General features: G+C 65.9%; 11 protein-coding genes. 4 read left to right on the top strand and 7 right to left on the bottom strand.

What is annotated here, in order from left to right; all coding sequences use genetic code 11:
• The first annotated feature begins 783 nt into the window (after window positions 1–783).
• Complete coding sequence (locus EH209_RS06500) at window positions 784–1,983, top strand: Cdc6/Cdc18 family protein (protein WP_049914409.1); 1,200 nt, start codon at window positions 784–786, stop codon at window positions 1,981–1,983.
• A gap of 347 nt (window positions 1,984–2,330) precedes the next feature.
• Here EH209_RS06500 and EH209_RS06495 read toward each other — a convergent pair whose 3' ends face one another.
• A complete protein-coding gene (locus tag EH209_RS06495) occupies window positions 2,331–2,687 on the bottom strand; it encodes a zinc finger SWIM domain-containing protein (RefSeq protein ID WP_008893943.1) in 357 nt (118 codons plus the stop codon).
• A gap of 103 nt (window positions 2,688–2,790) precedes the next feature.
• On the opposite strand from EH209_RS06495, the gene EH209_RS06490 reads away from it, so the two are divergent.
• On the top strand, window positions 2,791–4,017 hold the full coding sequence (locus EH209_RS06490) for a sensor histidine kinase (protein WP_126662081.1): 1,227 nt from the start codon (window positions 2,791–2,793) through the stop codon (window positions 4,015–4,017).
• Window positions 4,018–4,065: 48 nt separating this feature from the next.
• On the opposite strand, the gene EH209_RS06485 is transcribed toward EH209_RS06490, so the two are convergent.
• A complete protein-coding gene (locus EH209_RS06485) occupies window positions 4,066–4,890 on the bottom strand; it encodes a type 1 glutamine amidotransferase (RefSeq protein WP_126662080.1) in 825 nt (274 codons plus the stop codon).
• A 356-nt stretch (window positions 4,891–5,246) separates the two neighbouring features.
• On the opposite strand from EH209_RS06485, the gene EH209_RS06480 reads away from it, so the two are divergent.
• Complete coding sequence (locus tag EH209_RS06480; RefSeq protein ID WP_126662079.1) at window positions 5,247–6,368, top strand: tRNA (guanine(26)-N(2))-dimethyltransferase; 1,122 nt, start codon at window positions 5,247–5,249, stop codon at window positions 6,366–6,368.
• 37 nt (window positions 6,369–6,405) lie between these two features.
• Here the strand turns inward: EH209_RS06480 and EH209_RS06475 are convergent, their stop codons facing one another.
• Together EH209_RS06475 and EH209_RS06470 are read right to left on the bottom strand one after the other, a co-directional pair.
• Window positions 6,406–6,606: a hypothetical protein gene (locus tag EH209_RS06475; RefSeq protein ID WP_126662078.1), complete on the bottom strand. Its 201-nt coding sequence runs from the start codon at window positions 6,604–6,606 to the stop codon at window positions 6,406–6,408.
• Between the two features lie 66 nt (window positions 6,607–6,672).
• Window positions 6,673–11,643 (bottom strand): multicopper oxidase domain-containing protein, encoded by a 4,971-nt coding sequence (locus tag EH209_RS06470; protein WP_249038756.1) that lies wholly within the window; start codon window positions 11,641–11,643, stop codon window positions 6,673–6,675.
• 692 nt (window positions 11,644–12,335) lie between these two features.
• Here EH209_RS06470 and EH209_RS06455 point away from each other — a divergent pair.
• A complete protein-coding gene (locus tag EH209_RS06455; protein ID WP_126662077.1) occupies window positions 12,336–13,652 on the top strand; it encodes a YihY/virulence factor BrkB family protein in 1,317 nt (438 codons plus the stop codon).
• A gap of 95 nt (window positions 13,653–13,747) precedes the next feature.
• Here EH209_RS06455 and EH209_RS06450 read toward each other — a convergent pair whose 3' ends face one another.
• The 3 genes from EH209_RS06450 to EH209_RS06440 form a co-directional block, all read right to left on the bottom strand.
• Complete coding sequence (locus EH209_RS06450; protein ID WP_126662076.1) at window positions 13,748–14,545, bottom strand: alpha/beta fold hydrolase; 798 nt, start codon at window positions 14,543–14,545, stop codon at window positions 13,748–13,750.
• 83 nt (window positions 14,546–14,628) lie between these two features.
• Window positions 14,629–15,525, bottom strand: a complete 897-nt coding sequence (locus EH209_RS06445; protein ID WP_126662075.1) for a hypothetical protein — start codon at window positions 15,523–15,525, stop codon at window positions 14,629–14,631.
• A 111-nt stretch (window positions 15,526–15,636) separates the two neighbouring features.
• A complete protein-coding gene (locus EH209_RS06440) occupies window positions 15,637–15,957 on the bottom strand; it encodes a hypothetical protein (RefSeq protein WP_126662074.1) in 321 nt (106 codons plus the stop codon).
• Window positions 15,958–15,970 lie beyond the last annotated feature (13 nt).

The raw sequence follows: 15,970 nt of genomic DNA, 5'->3' as shown, positions 1-15,970 counted from the left end.
CGAGACCGTCGATCCTCTCGTTGTTTCGGGCACTGCCTCGAGCGGCGAGTTCGTCGCGGTACGTTGACCAGCAGTTCTGTGGGACGCTCTATGGTGGAGTCTCCCGGAACTGGCGCTGTCGAGTCGATTGTCATTCCCGTTGCCGTCCGTGTCGGCACGCTCGCCGCGCGTCAGTGACTGTCCCACACCGCGGTGGGTCCGTGAGTGCCCCCTCCCGACCTCCGCTTCGAGTCGACACCCACCGCCACACCGTTACAGCGGCACCGCGGGGTGTGTGTGTCCGCATACAGCGGCACCGCGGTCTGGAAACCGACCGGTGCAGTTCCTATAGAAACCCTTTTTATCCGATACAGCGGAACTACGGTATCCGCCCTGTTCGTCAGGTCGTTCCCGATCTTCCCGATAACGGCCGTGTGACTCCGTCTCCGTTCCGGTCGAGCGGGCGCCAGCCGTCGCGTGTGACCTACCGGCATACAGCGGCACTCCGGGGTCCCCCGACGGGTGACCCGGTAACTCGACGTGGCTATACAGCGGAACCGCGGGGTGTGGCCACAGCTATACAGCGGCACTCCGGGGTTCCCCGCGCGGCTGTCCCTCGACGGTCGCCCCGGGACGGTCCGAAATCGATACAGCGGAACCAAGCGATGTATCGCCGCCTATACAGCGGCACTCCGGGGTGTGATTGTTGCATTTCAGAAACGCTCTCGACGGAATCCTGTTTATACAGCGGCACTGCGGTTCCGAGCGTTTAAGGTGCTCCGGCGTCCTGTCCCTAGTACCTGAATGTCGGATTCGATGGATTACTTCGGCAGCGAGAACGAGATCTTCCGAAACAAGGAACTCCTGCAGGTCTCGCATCTCCCGGACGGCGACCGGATCATCGGCCGCGAGGACGAACTGACGAACCTCGCGAACGCGATCAAACCGGCCACGCGGGGGAACACGCCGAACAACGTGCTCGTCTACGGGAAGACGGGAACCGGGAAGTCCCTCTGTTCGAAATTCATCACGAACCAGGCCATCGAACGTGCGGAGGGTAACGACGTCTCGATCGGCGTCGCGTACGTCGACTGCCTGCAGGAATCGACGGAAACCCAGGCCGTCCAGTCGGCCGGCCATCAGCTCAACGACCACGCCGAGACCGACGTCTCGATCCCCCACTCGGGGCTGAGCACGGCTGAGTACTACCGGCGGCTGTGGCACATCGTCGACACCCGCTACGACGTCGCTCTGATAATCTTAGACGAGGTCGACAAGATCGAGGACGACGACATTCTGATGCAACTTTCGAGAGCCGTCGAATCCGGCAAGCTCACCGAGAGCACGGTCGGCGTCATCGGTATCTCGAACAAGGTTCGCTACAAGGACTCGTTAGACGAGCGGATCAAGTCCAGCCTCTGCGAACGCGAGTACGTCTTTTCGCCCTACGATGCGACCCAGATTCGCGAGATCCTCCGCTCCCGGTCGGACGCGTTCCACGAGGGCGTTCTCGAGGACGGCGTCATCCCGCGCGTGGCCGCGCTCGCTGCTCGCGAACACGGCGACGCGCGGAAGGCGATCGACATCCTCCGCTTCGCCGGCGAGATCGCCGAGGAGAACGCCCTCGAGACCGTCACGGAGTCCTGCGTCGATCAGGCCCACGAGCGCGAGGAGACCAGCCGGCTGGCCGAACTCATCTCCAAGAGCCCCAGCCACGCGAAACTCGTCCTCGAGGCGATGGCGCTGCTGACCCAGCAGAAGGAGGGCGACGACGCGCCCGTGACGACCAACGAGGTCTACGACCTCTACAAGCGCCTCTGCGACCGCGACGGCTCCGAACATCTGAAGCTGCGCCGCATCCGGGACATCCTCTCGGAACTCGAGTTCCTCTCGATCATCGACCAGGAGCGCAAGTGGGCCGGGAAGGGGAAGGGCAACTACATGGAAAACCGGTTGATCGACGACCCCGAGGTCATCATTGCCGCCTGTAACGAGTCCGATTAGCAGCGATTTTCGGCGGTACGTCTCGAGGCGAACGAAAACCTATCGGACGAGACTCGAGACGAACGGCGGATGACTCGAGAAGTATCCTACTACCGTGGCAACGGGGATTGCCACTTCCTCCCCAACCGATTCACTCACTGCTCACGGTTCCCGTTGGTCACCGTTCGCTTCCGAGGGATTCACTCCGTTCATCCCTCGCACCGCTCGCTCATCCCTCGCACGGCTTCGAACTGCGTCTCACCCTTCGTTCGACGCAGTTCAGCGCGCGCCACCGCACGGTAGTAAACCTGAGGCGATAGTGGGCGTCTGACAGGGTGCTCTGAGAGAAGACTAACTTGGCACGAGTTTCAGAGCAGTTCGCGAACCTCCGAGTACCACATGTCGTGGTAGTCGACGTGGCCGACCCGGCGGGCGATGGCGACGGCCAGGGCGTGCCAGCACTGCTCGGTCGGATCGTCGGCGTCTAAGTTGTACTCGCTGTCCTTGCAGGTACAGCCCCCGTCCTCGACGATGTACTCGTCGTCGTAGCCGACGACGATCGTAAAATCGCGGTAGGCCTTCACCCGATTCTCGCCGACCGCCTCGATCGCGCGGACCCCGCGGTCGCCGTGGACCCTGGAGATCCGGTCGACGATCTCGGGGGTGAGTTCGCCGGTCTCCTCGAGGTCCGCCTGCCATCGCTCGACTGGGTTGGCCTCCGGCACGACCGCAACTGTGCGCCCAACTGTAAAATCGGTTTGGTTGTCGCGCCGAGCGCCGAGAGACCTCGTCGCAAGCCAAAAATACCGTCCGACCCCAGTAGCACCAATGGGCAGTCGGACTAGGGTTCCGTCCGCAATCGGTGGCCGAGTGACGATCACACTCCTCGGCGCGCTGTACGTCGCCTTTGCGGTCGCGTGGGCGGCCCAGCGACTGACCGACGGCGGCTCGACGTCGAACGTCGCGCTCGTCGCCAGCTTCATCGGCGTCCCCGGGCTGGTGTTGCTCTACGCCGGCTATCGGTTGCCGCGGACCGACATCCGCCCCGAGTACTACCCCACGATCGGCCGCTGGGCGACCGGCGGAGCCGGACTGCTACTTGGCATCCTCGTGCTCTATCAGCTCGAGCCGGCCGAGAGCGTCAGCGAACCGTTTCGAGCGGCGCTGGTCCTCACGGCGTTCGGCAGCGTCGCCGGCTTCGGCGTCGGGATCCACGACGCACTGGCCAAAACCCGCGCGTTCGAGATTCAACGCCGCAACGGGGAGCTGCGACGGATCAAGGCGGAACTCGACGAAACGGTCGAACAACTCGAGACGGCCAACCGCGAGTTCGAAGCGTCGAACGAACGGCTCGAGCAGTTCGCCTACGCCGCCAGTCACGACTTACAGGAGCCCCTGCGGATGGTTACGAGCTACCTCTCGCTCGTCGAGCGCCGGTACGGCGATGACCTCGACGAGGACGGCGAGGAGTTCATCGCCTACGCGGTCGACGGCGCCGACCGCATGCGCGAGATGATCGACGCCCTCCTCGAGTACTCGCGGGTCGACACCCAGGGCGAGCCGTTCGAACCCGTCGATCTCGAGGCGGTGTTCGAGGACGTGCTGACGGATCTCGAAGTGCAGATCGCTGAAACCGACGCGACGGTCGGCGTCGGGGAGATGCCCCGCGTCGAGGGCGACGTCCATCAGTTGCGCCAACTCTTCCAGAACCTGCTGTCCAACGCGCTCGAGTACAGCGGTGACGAGCCGCCGCGGGTCCGCGTTACCGCGGAGCGAGCCGACGCGGAGCGGGAAAATCCGGAGCAGATCGACTCGGAATGGACGATCTCGGTCGCCGACGACGGCATCGGTATCGACCCGGCCGACACCGACCGCGTCTTCGACCTCTTCCAGCGCCTCCACGGCCGCGAGGAGTACGACGGGACCGGACTCGGACTCGCGCTCTGTGAGCGCATCGTCGAGCGCCACGGCGGGGAGATCTGGGTCGACTCCGAACCCGGCGAGGGGTCGACGTTCTCGGTGACGCTGCCGGCGGTCGACGATCGCGACGGGTGAGCTTGCGGCTGCGTCTCGGCTTGGCTCAGCTCGAAGCGAGGCGATGACTCAGGACGACCGGCTCGAGTCGGCCGACGACTCGATGGGAGATTCGGTCGCATCGGCGTCGACGAACGCCTCCCCGACGGTCGCAGCGGTATCCGTACCGGCGACGTCGGCGCCGCACTCGACGGACCGCTGTTCGCGGACGAACCCGACGAAGTTGTCGAACAGCCGTTTGGCCTCGCAGGCAGTCTCGTAGCGCTCGGCGTCGATGCCCTCCATGACGGACCGAATCCGCTCGGGCTCGAGGTCGCCATCCTTCCCGGCGGTCACGCGTTCGGCCGTCGTCATGTCGTACTCGGGGTGGAACTGGACGCCGAAGACGCGGTCTCGTCGGAAGCCGTGGATGCCGTACTCGTTTCTGGCGAACACCGTCGCGTCCGGCGGCGCCGCGGCCACGCGGTCGGAGTGGGTGGTGAAGACGGTGAACTCCTCGTCGACGCCGGTCAGCAGCCGGTTCGCTCCGTCGTGTTCGACGGCCCGGTAGCCGATCTCGTACTCGCCCATGTCCTCGACGCGGCCGCCGAGGACGTCCGCGAGCAGTTGGTGGCCATAACAGACGCCCAGAAACGGCAGTCCGGCCGCGACGGCCTCGCCGACCCACTCCGTTAACGCGCCGATCCACGGCCGATCCCAGTAGACGGAGGCGCTCGATCCGGTGACGACGCAGGCGTCGAAGTCGAACGTGTCGGGGAGTTCGCCGGAGGGACAGTGAAACTCGACGAGCTCCGCGTCGAGTTCCCGCTCGAAGTTCCGTCGCGTGCTCTCGCGTTTGTGCGCCGCGTTCAGCAGGGCGATCCGGAGCCGATCGTCGGCCGACGGATCGATCACGGACGGATCCGCTCCGTTTGATCCGTCGCGGTCGCGTCAGCGCGTGATCGCCCGCCACTTTGTGGTATGCTATCCCAAGACATCGTTGTTCGAACGACAGTACCGTCGGGTACAAAACGTTTTCCACTGAGTCGGTAACAAAACGCCACTTTCAACGACGGTTTCGCGGTTATATCGAGGGTTGATGGACGGGCGTATCTCGAAGAGGCGTCTCGAGAAAACCCGCAAAACAGCGGAGACGCCCGGTAAGCAGCGATTACTGCCGAGAGTGGATATTCGTCTCGAGTTTCGTTCCAGTGATCGGCGGCCCCGGCACAGACCACGGCGTTTTTCGCGGTCGCCCGTCGACAGGGGGTATGCGCGTCACCGAGGGCGGGATCGATCTCGAGGTCCCCGGCGAACAGACCGAGGGCATCGAGGAGTCGGTGTTCTACAACCCCAGACAGGAGTTGAACCGAGACCTGACGATCGCGACGCTGCGGACCTTCCGCGAGCGCGAGGAGCGCGCCGAGAGCTACCTGGACGCGATGACCGCCAGCGGCGTCCGCGGGATCCGCGCGGCCGCCGACGGCTGGGACGTCACCTGCTGCGATCTCGAGGCAGACGCCGTCGACCTCGCGCGGGAGAACCTCGAGCGAAACGACCTTGCGGACGAGGCGCGCGTCGAACACCGCAACGTCAATGCGCTCATGCACGACGAGATGTTCGATGTGATCGACCTCGATCCCTACGGGACGCCGATGCCCTTCGCCGACGCTGCCTTCGCCCGCTGTCGAGACCTCCTCTGCGTGACGGCGACCGACACCGCGCCGCTCTGTGGCGCTCACTTCAACAGCGGCGTCCGTTCCTACAGCGCGGTGCCCCAGAACACCGACTACCACCCCGAGATGGGCGTTCGGATCCTCGTCTCCGCGCTCGCCCGCAGCGGCGCCCGCTTCGACGTCGGCGTCGAGCCGATCCTGACCCACGCGACCAGCCACTACGTCCGGACCTACCTCGAACTCGACCGGAAGGCGAGCGCGGCCGACGCCGCCCTCGAGCACCTCGGGCACATCTACCACTGCGAGGACTGCCTCTACCGCGAGACCGAGCACGGACAGGTCGCCGATCCGCTCGAGAGCTGTCCCCACTGCGGCGGCAACCGCCTGCTCACCGCCGGCCCGGTCTGGCTCGGCCCCGTGCAGGACACTGAGTTCGTCGCCGCGGTCCGGTCGGCGATCCCCGACGCGTTCGGCACCGCCGAGAAGGCGCGGGAGCTCTGCGAGACCCTCGAGGCCGAGGTCGACGAACCGACCCACTACGACCAGCACAAACTCTGCAAGAACTGGGGGCTGCCCGCGAACGCGATGGACGAGTTCCTCGACGACCTCCGCGAGGCCGGCTACGCGGCCTCGCCGGCCCACTACGGCGGCACGACGTTCAAGACCGACGCGAGCGTCGGCGAAATTCGAGCGGCGACCGAAGGGAGCCTCGAGTAGTTCTGACTCGAGTCCCAGACCCGTCGACTCGAGCGCGTCACTCCTCCTCGGCGTACAACCGGACGAGCTGACATTCGGGACAGCAGACGCCCTGCAGTTTCGCCCGGTTCTTGAACCCGAGTTTGCCCAGCAGTCCCTCCCGCTCGCCGGTCGCGATCGAGAGCCCCATGCTTTCGCCGTCACGTACCGGAACCGGTTCCATCGTCACGCCGCAGTCGGGACAGCGTCGCTGTTTCATGGGTCTCGTTCGACGTGACAGCGAAAAATAGATTCGGGTCCCGGAGAGAGCCGACCGCGCGATTGATCAGTTCTTCCGGTCGGCGTCGTCGACACTGACCGATCCGCGGCGCGTCTTCGTTCCGTCGAAGGCGTACCGGGCCTTCTGCCCTTTCGAGTCGAGATAGATCGTCTCGTCGCCGATGTGGACATCGGTACCGACGCGCTTGCCCGGCTTGCCGACGAACTGGACGTCGGCATCGGAGAGATCCGTGATCGATTTCTCGTCGACCGGGCCGTAGAACAGGTACGCGGCTCCGGCGTCGACGCCGCCGACGTGGCTGTCGGGGACGCCGATCAAGATGTCCGTCTCGCCGTTGCCGTTACAGTCGCCGGAGGCGACCGTCCACCCCTGCCGATTCTTCGGATCGCGGCGTTTCTTCGGCACGCGGTCGGGCAGCGGCTGGACGAGGTCGGTGAAGTCGTCGTCGTCCTCTCCGACGCGGAAGATTCCCCAGGCGCCGGCCTCGAGGCGGCGTCGCATCTTCGTCTCCTGGTAGATGTGGTCGCCGACGCTGTCGACGAGACCGCCAGCACCACCGAGCGGGTCGACGCGGCGCGATTTGCCCGGCATGAACTGGTCGCTGACGCCGATGATCTCGGACTCGGGGACGTTCCGATGGCGGAGCCACTGGTGGCTGGCGAGGTGGAAGTCGACGCCCCGGGCCTTGTCGGCGGTGTGGTTGACGCGAATCCGGACGGGGTCGTCGAGGAACGCGTTCAACACCGGCGTGGCCGGGTCGCCGTGGACCTCGGAGTCGAAGACGAGGTGTTGTTCGTCGGATCCGGTCTGAAACCGTCTGATGAACGGCTCCGCACGGTTGTTGATCGCCATGTACCCCTGATCCTCGGGATCGTCCGGGATCTGATTACACGGCGCGTCGGAATCGTTGTCGGGACCCGGCGGCACCACGCAGTCGTCGGGATTCTGCCGGTTGATGATGTACCGCCCGTCGCTGATCGACAGCGGGAACTCGCGGAACGCCGGCCCGTCGCTCGGAACGATGATGCTCTCGGCCGTCGTCGCCGCCGCGAACCGGTCGCCGTGGTCGGCCAGCGGCTCGGCCGTGCGGGGATCGAGCCAGGTCGAGTCGTCGGGCTCGATGAGCAGCCGGCCGAAGGCGCCGTGGTGGCGGTGGCCGCGGATGTCCGCCATGTCCCACAGAATCGACGTACCCAGCTGCTGGTCGACGAACCAGCGGTAGGTGATCGTCTCGCCGGGCGCGATCGTCTGGTCGAAGTTGAAGCCGATCGTCGCTCCGTCGGAGCCCTGTACGTCGTATTCGAGGCGCTGCGGGTTCAGCGAGGCGCGGTTCGATTCGTCCCACTCGATGCCCAGGTCCTGCTCCCGGGTCCGCATCTCGGGGTGGGCGTGATCCGGGGTGAAGTCAGCCGGGAGTTCGTTCGTGAGGTTGATCTGGACGCAATCGCCCTCGTTGGCCCGGATCGTCAGCGGCGTCGCCGGCCGCTCGCCGGCGCGGATCTCGTCGACGTGTTCGTCGAGTGCGAAGACGATCCCGTGGGGATCGTGGTCGCCGTACTCGTTGAACTCGATGTCGGTCTGGAAGACCGTGACGTCGTACTCGCGGACGATCGCGTCGTCGGGACACTCGTCTCCCGGATCGGGCGCCTGCGGCGGGATCTCGCCGATGTTCGGGTTCCGGCGGGCCGGCCTGTCCGGCGGGAACGGCGGCTTGTCGACGCGGCCGATTCCGTCGAACTCGTCGAGGCGCTTCTGCAGTCGTTTCGGATCGATCCCCGTTCGGTCCTCGAACTCCTTCCGGCTGAACCCGAGGGCCTCGAGGAGGTCCTTCAGCGTGAGCTCGCCGCGCAGGAACTTCGAGAGCAGTCCCTGCTGTTTCGTCTGTTCGAACGCCTCGACGAGGTCGCGCTGCCACTCCTCGTCGAGGGCTTCCTTGCCGAGACCGTACTGCTGCTGGACGTCCTCGGGGTAGGTGAGCCACGCTTTGCGGCCCAGTTCCTCCCAGTCGAGGAACGGCGCGGGGTGACCCATCTCGCGAAGTTGCTCCTCGGTGATCTCGCCCTCCGGCGCGCTGCGGTCGGGCAGGGGCTGCAGGTGATCGACTTCGGCGTCGAAGACGCGGTGAATACCCCACATGCCGTCCCAGAGGTCGTCGACGACCCCCGAACCGTAGAGGTGGTCGTAGACCGGCAGTCCGTCCGGGTTCGGGAGGTCGTCGGCGTCGGCCTCGAGGAAGAAGGTAAACGCCTCCGAGATGTGGATCGCCTGGGAGACGGAGTCTTCCGGGTTCACGCCGGCCGGGTTCAGCTGAATGCCGTTGATGTGGAAGTTGTGCTGCTCCTCGTAGGGGCCCATGACCAGCCGGATCCGGACCGGATCGCCGTGGTAGGCCTCGAGCGTCGGCGTCTCGGGGTCGCCGTGGACGTAGGAGCTGTGGACGTACGCCGGATCGGGGTCGTTGCCGCGGCGATAGTACGGCGCGTTCCGGTAGTTCATCGCCATCACGCCGGCGTTCTGGTTGTGTTCCTCCTGCGGGTTGACGAAGTTCCCCTGCCGATTACGTAGCGGCGCGAAGTCGTGGTACAGCAGGGCGAACTCGCGGAAATCATCGCCGTCGGGCTGGGTGATGATCGCTTGCGATCCGGACTCGATCGGCTCGCCGGTGTGGGGATCGAGCCACTCGGAGTCCTCGGGTTCGACGATCAGCGCGGCGAAGTGACCCTTCATGACCTCCTCGATCCCGTTGATGTGGTCGTGGAAGAAGATCGTCCCTTCCTCGTCGGCGTACCAGCGGTAGGGCATCGTCTCGCCCGGGTACGCCGTCTGGTCGTAGTTGAAGCCGTTCGAGAGCGCGTCCGAGCCGAGGACGTCGTAGGAGACGAAGTGGATGTGGTTCGACCGACCGTCGGGCATCAGGTTCGTCAGGTTGATCTCCACGCAGTCGCCGACGTTGGCGCGGATCACCAGCGGCTCGGGGTTCATCTTCCCCGTCAGGACATCGACGAGGTTCTCCTCCAAGACGTACACCTGCCCCTCGGGGTCGTGGTCGCCGGCGTCGTTGTAGACCAGTTCGGACGGCACCGCGAAGATGTCGTACTCGCGTACCGGCGCGTCTTCACCGGACGCCGGCCCGCCGAACTCTTCGGTTCCGACCTCGGGGTCACACGGGTCGGTGTACGGCGCTCCCGGGATGATATCGCCGAGAGCCGCGGCCTCCTCGGGCGTCGGATCCCGGATGAAGTCGTACGGCGGCTGCGGCGGAATCTCCCCCTGCTCGCCGGGGATGAAGTCGGGGAAGCCGGGGGTCTCATCGTCCTCGTCCAGCGGCGGCGCGTTGTTCTCGAGCAGTTGGAGATCGTCCTGCTCCTTGTCGTAGACGCGCATACTGCCCCACATGCCCTCGGCATAGTGAGGGAAGAGGTGGCAGTGCAGTAGGAAGTCGCCGGCGCTGCGGTGGGCGCCGCCGGCGCCGACCTCGAATGCCTCCTCGAAGCTCATCTGTGGCCGCGCGGACGTGAGCGGATCGGCGACGCCGTCGGGATCCTCTCCGAGGGCCTCTCCCTCGAGGTTCAGGTCGTCCTCGACAAGGTTCAAGCCACCTTCGAGTCGATCGGGGACCTCCCCGGGACCGAAACCGAGCGGACGCACGTTGAAGAAGCCGACGCCGCCGTGAGCGACGACCAGCCGCGTTTCGTGGGTCCCGCCGAAGCCGAGGTTCTGGGCGTCGATCGTGTCGGCGTCCTCGCGCTCTGTCTCCTTCCAGCGGTGGCCGTGTTGGTGGTGGGCGTGGCGCTCCTCGTGGGAGGCACCAACGGCGACCATCTTCACCGGATCGCCGACGTACGTCCGGTAGACGTTGTCGCCACCGCCGGGGTCGCCGAACAGCCAGGAGTTGTAGAAGAACTCGGTGGCCTCCTCGAGGGTAATGTCCTCGTCGATCTGGGCCAGTCCCTCCGGCCCTAGTCGGCTGCCGGTCGGATCGGCACGGTAGTTGATCGCGTGTACGGTCTGTGGTTCGTCGGTCCCCGGCCACACTAACTCCCCGCCGTCCGCGGGATAGACGCCCTCGGGCGTGTGGTAGTGAAGGATGAACTCCCGGTGGGACGGCTCGTCGTCGCCGGGCACGTGAACGTCCGCGCGAACGCCGCTGCGGTGTTCCTCGCCGGTCTCGGGGTGGGTCCACGTCGCCTCCGGCGGCTCGACGACCACCGAACCGAACAGGCCGCGGGAGACGAGGTTGGCCTCCTCCGGCGGCGCGTCGGCGCTGTCGAACGCCGGATTGGCGAGGTCGTGGAAGAAGTGGGTCCCCTCGTGGGTCGCGTACCACTCGTAACCGACCGTCTCCCCAGGCGCCGCGGTCGTGTCCGTGTTGAAACCGACGTTCGCCCCGTCGGACTCCGTCACCTGGTAGGGCAGCGCCGTCTGGTGCATCGAAGCGTGCCGATCGAGGTGGTTGACGAACTCGATCTCGACTACGTCGCCCGCGTTCGCGCGGATCGTCAGCGGCTGGAGGACGGTCGTATCGACGTCGCCTAGCTTCCGCTTGGCCGTCGCTTTCTTCTCGCGTGCGTGATGGAGCGCCTTCCGCGCTTTCTTGCGCTCCTTGTCGTTTTTCGCCTTCTCCTTGCGCTTCTTCGCCTCCTCGATCTCCGCGTCAGCCGTCTCGAGTTTCTTCTTCGCTTTTTTCCGCTCTTTCTTGCTGAGATCGGCGCGGTGTTTGTCTTTCTTCTCGCGTTTCTTGTCGCGCGCGTCGTCGGGCAGGTCGGCGAAGGCGTCGTCCGGCGTGACGCCCGACGCGGCCAGCGCCTCCACGAGGTTCTCCTCGAGGACGTAGATTGCGGCCTTCGGTTGGTGGAGTCCGAACGCGTCGTAGACGATATCGGCCTCGATCGCGTGGACGGTGTACTGTCGGACCTGCCCGCCCGGTGCAGGCTCGCCGTCGCCGGGGGACATCCCCGTCGTCTCGTCCTCACCGGTGGCGGAGTTTTCCCCGAAGCAACCGGCCGTGGCCAGCATCCCAGCGGAGACCGCCGACCCCTTTAGAAACGTGCGTCGAGAGGAGCCGCCGATAGCGTTCTGTGGTCGATTCCCCGTGCAGTGTCGTGATTCTGGTTCGTCAGACATTAGTCGTGAGTAGAGCAGTCATCGAGCGCTACAGACTGGCGAAACAGAGTGTCAATTATTGTAATGCTCTAGCTCACGTTCGTAAGCTATTCTGTAGAGGGAGGTAGTTCAACTGTACAAATATTCTATCTCATTCCTTATTTCTGAGTGAGATACCTTCCAGAAAGGGAACCGTTACGACCCGCATTCGTCCCCGACGCAGTTGACCGTTCTGAACGGTAATAGTCACGAACACCGAACCGTTTCGACGGACGGTTTGAAGACGGCAGTTACCGGGACTGCGTCCGGTGTCGCGCGCGAAACGCCGCCGCTGACGAACACGTACGCCGCCCATATGTGTGCGAAGCAACACCCTTCGAGTAGATCGCCGACAGAAATGCGACGGTACAGTGTCGGAACGGACGCGTTCGTGTACCTATTCATCGAATACTGATGGGGCGTCCGCCCGCCGTCGGTAGTATGGCCCCGTTCCGATTCCGTGACGGACGGTACGCGCCGCCGTCGCGGCGCCCGTCGATGAGTCGTCTCGTGCAAGCCTGTGCTACACAACCACATATGTCGCTGGCTACCGCCATCTACGATCCGTGATCGACCGCAGGTTCGACTTCGAACTCGCCGGCGACGCCGTGCGCCTCGCTCGCAGCGAGCAGTTGACGCTGCTGGCGGCCGGCGTCGCCTTCTACGGGTTCATCTCGCTCGTGCCGCTGATGTTGCTCGCCCTGGGGCTTGCGGCTTCGATCGGCGGCGAGGCGCTGGCCGAACGGCTGACGTCCGCAGCCACCGACGTCCTCACGGAGTCTGCCCGGGAACTGCTCGCCGAGACGGTCCTCAACGACACCGGCCGGCAGAGCGCGACCGTCGCCGGCGCGCTCGGTCTGCTGTGGGGCTCGAGTCGCGTGCTCCGCGGCCTCGATCGGGCCTTCTCGCAGGTGTACGGCACCGCCGGCTCGAAGTCCTTGCTCGACACCGTCTGGGACGCGATGGTCGTCTTCCTCGTGATAACGGGCGGACTCGCGCTCGTCGCCGCCCTTGAGTTGCTGATCCGGTACGTGCCCTTCCTGGGGGCGACGATCGTCGGCCCGATCTTCGTCCTGCTTGGCCTCACCGTGACCTTCCTGCCGCTGTACGTCGTCTTCCCCGACGCTGACGTCGACCTCCGGGAGGCGCTTCCGGGGACGCTCGTCGCCGCCGTCGGCTGGTACGCTCTGAGCCGGACGTTCTCCCTCTATGCCGCGTTCGCCGGCGATTACGTCATCTACGGCGCACTCGGGGCCGTCTTTCTCGTGCTCGCCTGGCTGTACCTCGGCGCGATCATCCTCGTCTTCGGCGCCGTCCTCAATGCGGTCCTCGCCAACCGTGAAGTGGATCGGCAGCTACAAAGTCCCGGACATCGACAGTTTTCGACAGAAGCGATGACCGACGACGCCACGGGTGCCGACGAGGGGGCGACGGACGATCACGCAGGGACGGCTACGGAATCGGCGGAGGCGGGATCGAGCCGCCGTCGAAGCGCCCGCACGCGGGATCGATCGGAGGATCCCGAAGCGCTTCGCGAGGAGATCGAACGCCTGCGCGATCGAGTTGATTCGTTCGAGGACAACGTCGAACGCCGCACCGTCGAAAAGGAGTCCCTCGAGAGCGAACTCAAGCGCTACGTCCGCCGGAAGCAGCGACGGGGCCACGCCACCGACTGGGGGCCGTACCTCGTCTTGCTCTACGGGACGGCAATGTCCATCGGGGCGTTTTACTTCCTCGAGGGCGGCTGGGCGATCCTCGCGATGCTCGTCGTCTGGACCTCGACGCTCGGCGTCTACGTGCTGATGGTGCTGTTCGGCTTCGGGATCTCCGTCCTCGGTCTCCCCGGTCGTGTCCGCGATATAGTCGGCGAACGCCGTTCCTGATCGGTCCGTCCTCGTCTCTCCGACCCGTTTTCGATCGACTCCGTCTCTATCTCTGTCTTCGTCTTCGTTTTCAGCGCTGACCGCCGGCCGCCGACTCAGCGCCGCGCGGCGACGCGCTGTCGCACGAAGTTCCGGACGCGGTCCGTGTACGTCTCCGGCCGGTGGAGATTACAGATGTGGCCGACACCGGCGAGCACCTCGACGCGACCGTCCTGGGCCGCCGCCGCGTGCTTCTGCTCGCCGCGGCGCATGAGCTTGTCGTTCTCGCCGTTGAGCACGAGCGTCGGGCCGGGGTAGGTCGACAGCTTCCCCCGGAAGTCCTCGCCCGCGATGAACGGTCCCGCGTTGCCGAACTCCCGCGGGTAGATGCCCGAGTCGATGATCTCTCGCTCGATGTCCGCGGGGAGATCGCGGTTGCGAACCCAGCGGTAGCCGAGTTTTTCGACGACTCGACAGCCAATATCGGGCTTCGTGGCGAGCCGATGGATGGCCCCAGTCGCCCGCGTGAGCGTCTCCATCCCCCCGACGGGATTTACGCTCGAGCCAGACAGAATCAGCCCGTCGACCGTCTCGGGACGGCGTGTGGCGTACTCCGTCGCGACGTAGCCGCCCAGCGAGAGCCCGACCACGACCGCCGTGCCGCCGGCGTGCTCCTCGATGGCGCGCTCGAGGCGGTCGACCGCGGGCTCCATCCGGAACTGCTCGTCGCCGTAGACGCCGTGGCCCGGCAGGTCGAACGTGACGACTTGGTACTCAGTCGATAGCGCCCGCTGTTGGGGGAGCCACATCTTCCGCGTGAACATCGCGCCGTGGACGAACACGATCGACCGATCGTTTCCCGCGCCGGCGACGTCGATACCGTCGGTTCCGCGCTCGCTGTCTCGACCGAACATAGGCTTCCTATCAGCCGGCGACCCATAGTGTCCGGGCCGGCGAGACACGGCGTTCGAACCGCCACTCCCGATCGAGGTCCGCGTCAGTCTTCGCGCCGGTCGCCGTCGGCGTCCTCGTCCTCGTCCCGATCGCTCAGTCGCTCCGTCTCGGGGCCATCCTCGAGGTCCGTCTTCCCCGCGTCTTCGGTCGTCGGCCCGCCGCGCTCCGCCTCCGCGTCGCGGTCGGAGTCGGGCGCCGGATCGACGTCTGCTCCGCGGGGCTGTTCACCGGGATCGACCGCGGCGTCCGTCCGTCGCGGCTCGCCGGTTCGATCGACGGCGGCGTCGGTGGGTTCGAAATCGTCGTCACGGTCGACCGCAGCGTCGGTCGATTCCAGCTCCGCGTCCGGATCGACGGCGGCGTCGGTCAACTCGAAATCGTCGGTCGGTTCGACCGACGCCCCGGCCCGGGTACCGCCCTCGCGCTCTTGGCGGGCTAGCTCCGTCGGGTCCGCCTCGAGACCGCGATCGCTCGCCCGGTCGCGCCCCGATTCGGTCTCGTCGGGTGCGGTCGTGCCGCGCTCGTCGATCGCATCCGTCTCCTCGAGGGTGTCCTCGCCGGTCTCGTCGCGGAGGTCCTCGGCGATTTCGGTCTCCTCGGTCCCGGCCGAGCCGCCGGCGGGTTCGGTCCGTTCCTCGCCCGCGACGTCGCCGGTGTTCGAATCGACGGCCGCCTCGAGATCCTGCTGGTCGACGGACGGGAGTTCGCCCTCGAGGTGGACGGCGTCGTCGGTGATTTCGCGGACGGAATCGGTATCGAGTGGGTGCGCGGCGTCGGCGACGCCCTCCCAGCCGATCGAGGACTTGACCGAGTCGACGGCGGCCGTTTCGGGTCTGACGTGAGCGACGTCCCCTTCGACCGACGTGACGACGCCGACCTCCTCGCCGTTGCCGTTCACGACGGACTTGCCGACGTCGCCGTTCGAAAACGTTGCACACATGCGTGAGGCTACCACCACCCGCGGGAAGCCAGTGGTGCCTGCATTCGTCAGGGCCACTAGTGGCTGCGCTCGGCGAGTGTGGCGTCCGTCGGACGGGTCCGGTTTACTCCCTTACTGATCCGGGCGGTTCTGTGGGTTATCCTGGCGGCTCCCGGATCGTTCGTCCGCGGCCGTCGTCCCCGTCTCCCCGGTCGAAAACTCCTCCGTCAGATGGATCCGGGTATCGGTGACCGCGTCGACGGCGTCGGCCTCGAGGACGAAGGGATCGATGGTGTCACCCCAGCCGAACCGGGCCATGATCGAGTCAAGCGCGTCGGGAGCCGGCTCGACCCGAGCTCGGTCCCCCTCGATCGCTTCGACGGTCCCGATCACCTTCCCGTCGGCCCGCTCGACGGGTTTTCCGACGTCGTCGTCGGTGAAGGTCGCACACATACTGAACGATCTC

The sequence above is a fragment of the Haloterrigena salifodinae genome, from assembly GCF_003977755.1.
Classification (GTDB): Archaea; Halobacteriota; Halobacteria; order Halobacteriales; family Natrialbaceae; genus Haloterrigena; species Haloterrigena salifodinae.
This window is presented reverse-complemented; position numbering and strand designations above follow the sequence as displayed.

Excerpts from the sequence above, each read along its gene's own strand:
- EH209_RS06490 (WP_126662081.1), top strand. The coding sequence starts at position 2,791 with ATGGGCAGTCGGACTAGGGTTCCGTCCGCAATCGGTGGCCGAGTGACG.
- EH209_RS06445 (WP_126662075.1), bottom strand. The coding sequence starts at position 15,525 with ATGTGTGCAACGTTTTCGAACGGCGACGTCGGCAAGTCCGTCGTGAAC.
- EH209_RS06470 (WP_249038756.1), bottom strand. The coding sequence starts at position 11,643 with ATGCTGGCCACGGCCGGTTGCTTCGGGGAAAACTCCGCCACCGGTGAG.
- EH209_RS06475 (WP_126662078.1), bottom strand. The coding sequence starts at position 6,606 with ATGAAACAGCGACGCTGTCCCGACTGCGGCGTGACGATGGAACCGGTT.
- EH209_RS06480 (WP_126662079.1), top strand. The coding sequence starts at position 5,247 with ATGCGCGTCACCGAGGGCGGGATCGATCTCGAGGTCCCCGGCGAACAG.
- EH209_RS06500 (WP_049914409.1), top strand. The coding sequence starts at position 784 with ATGTCGGATTCGATGGATTACTTCGGCAGCGAGAACGAGATCTTCCGA.
- EH209_RS06440 (WP_126662074.1), bottom strand. The coding sequence starts at position 15,957 with ATGTGTGCGACCTTCACCGACGACGACGTCGGAAAACCCGTCGAGCGG.
- EH209_RS06450 (WP_126662076.1), bottom strand. The coding sequence starts at position 14,545 with ATGTTCGGTCGAGACAGCGAGCGCGGAACCGACGGTATCGACGTCGCC.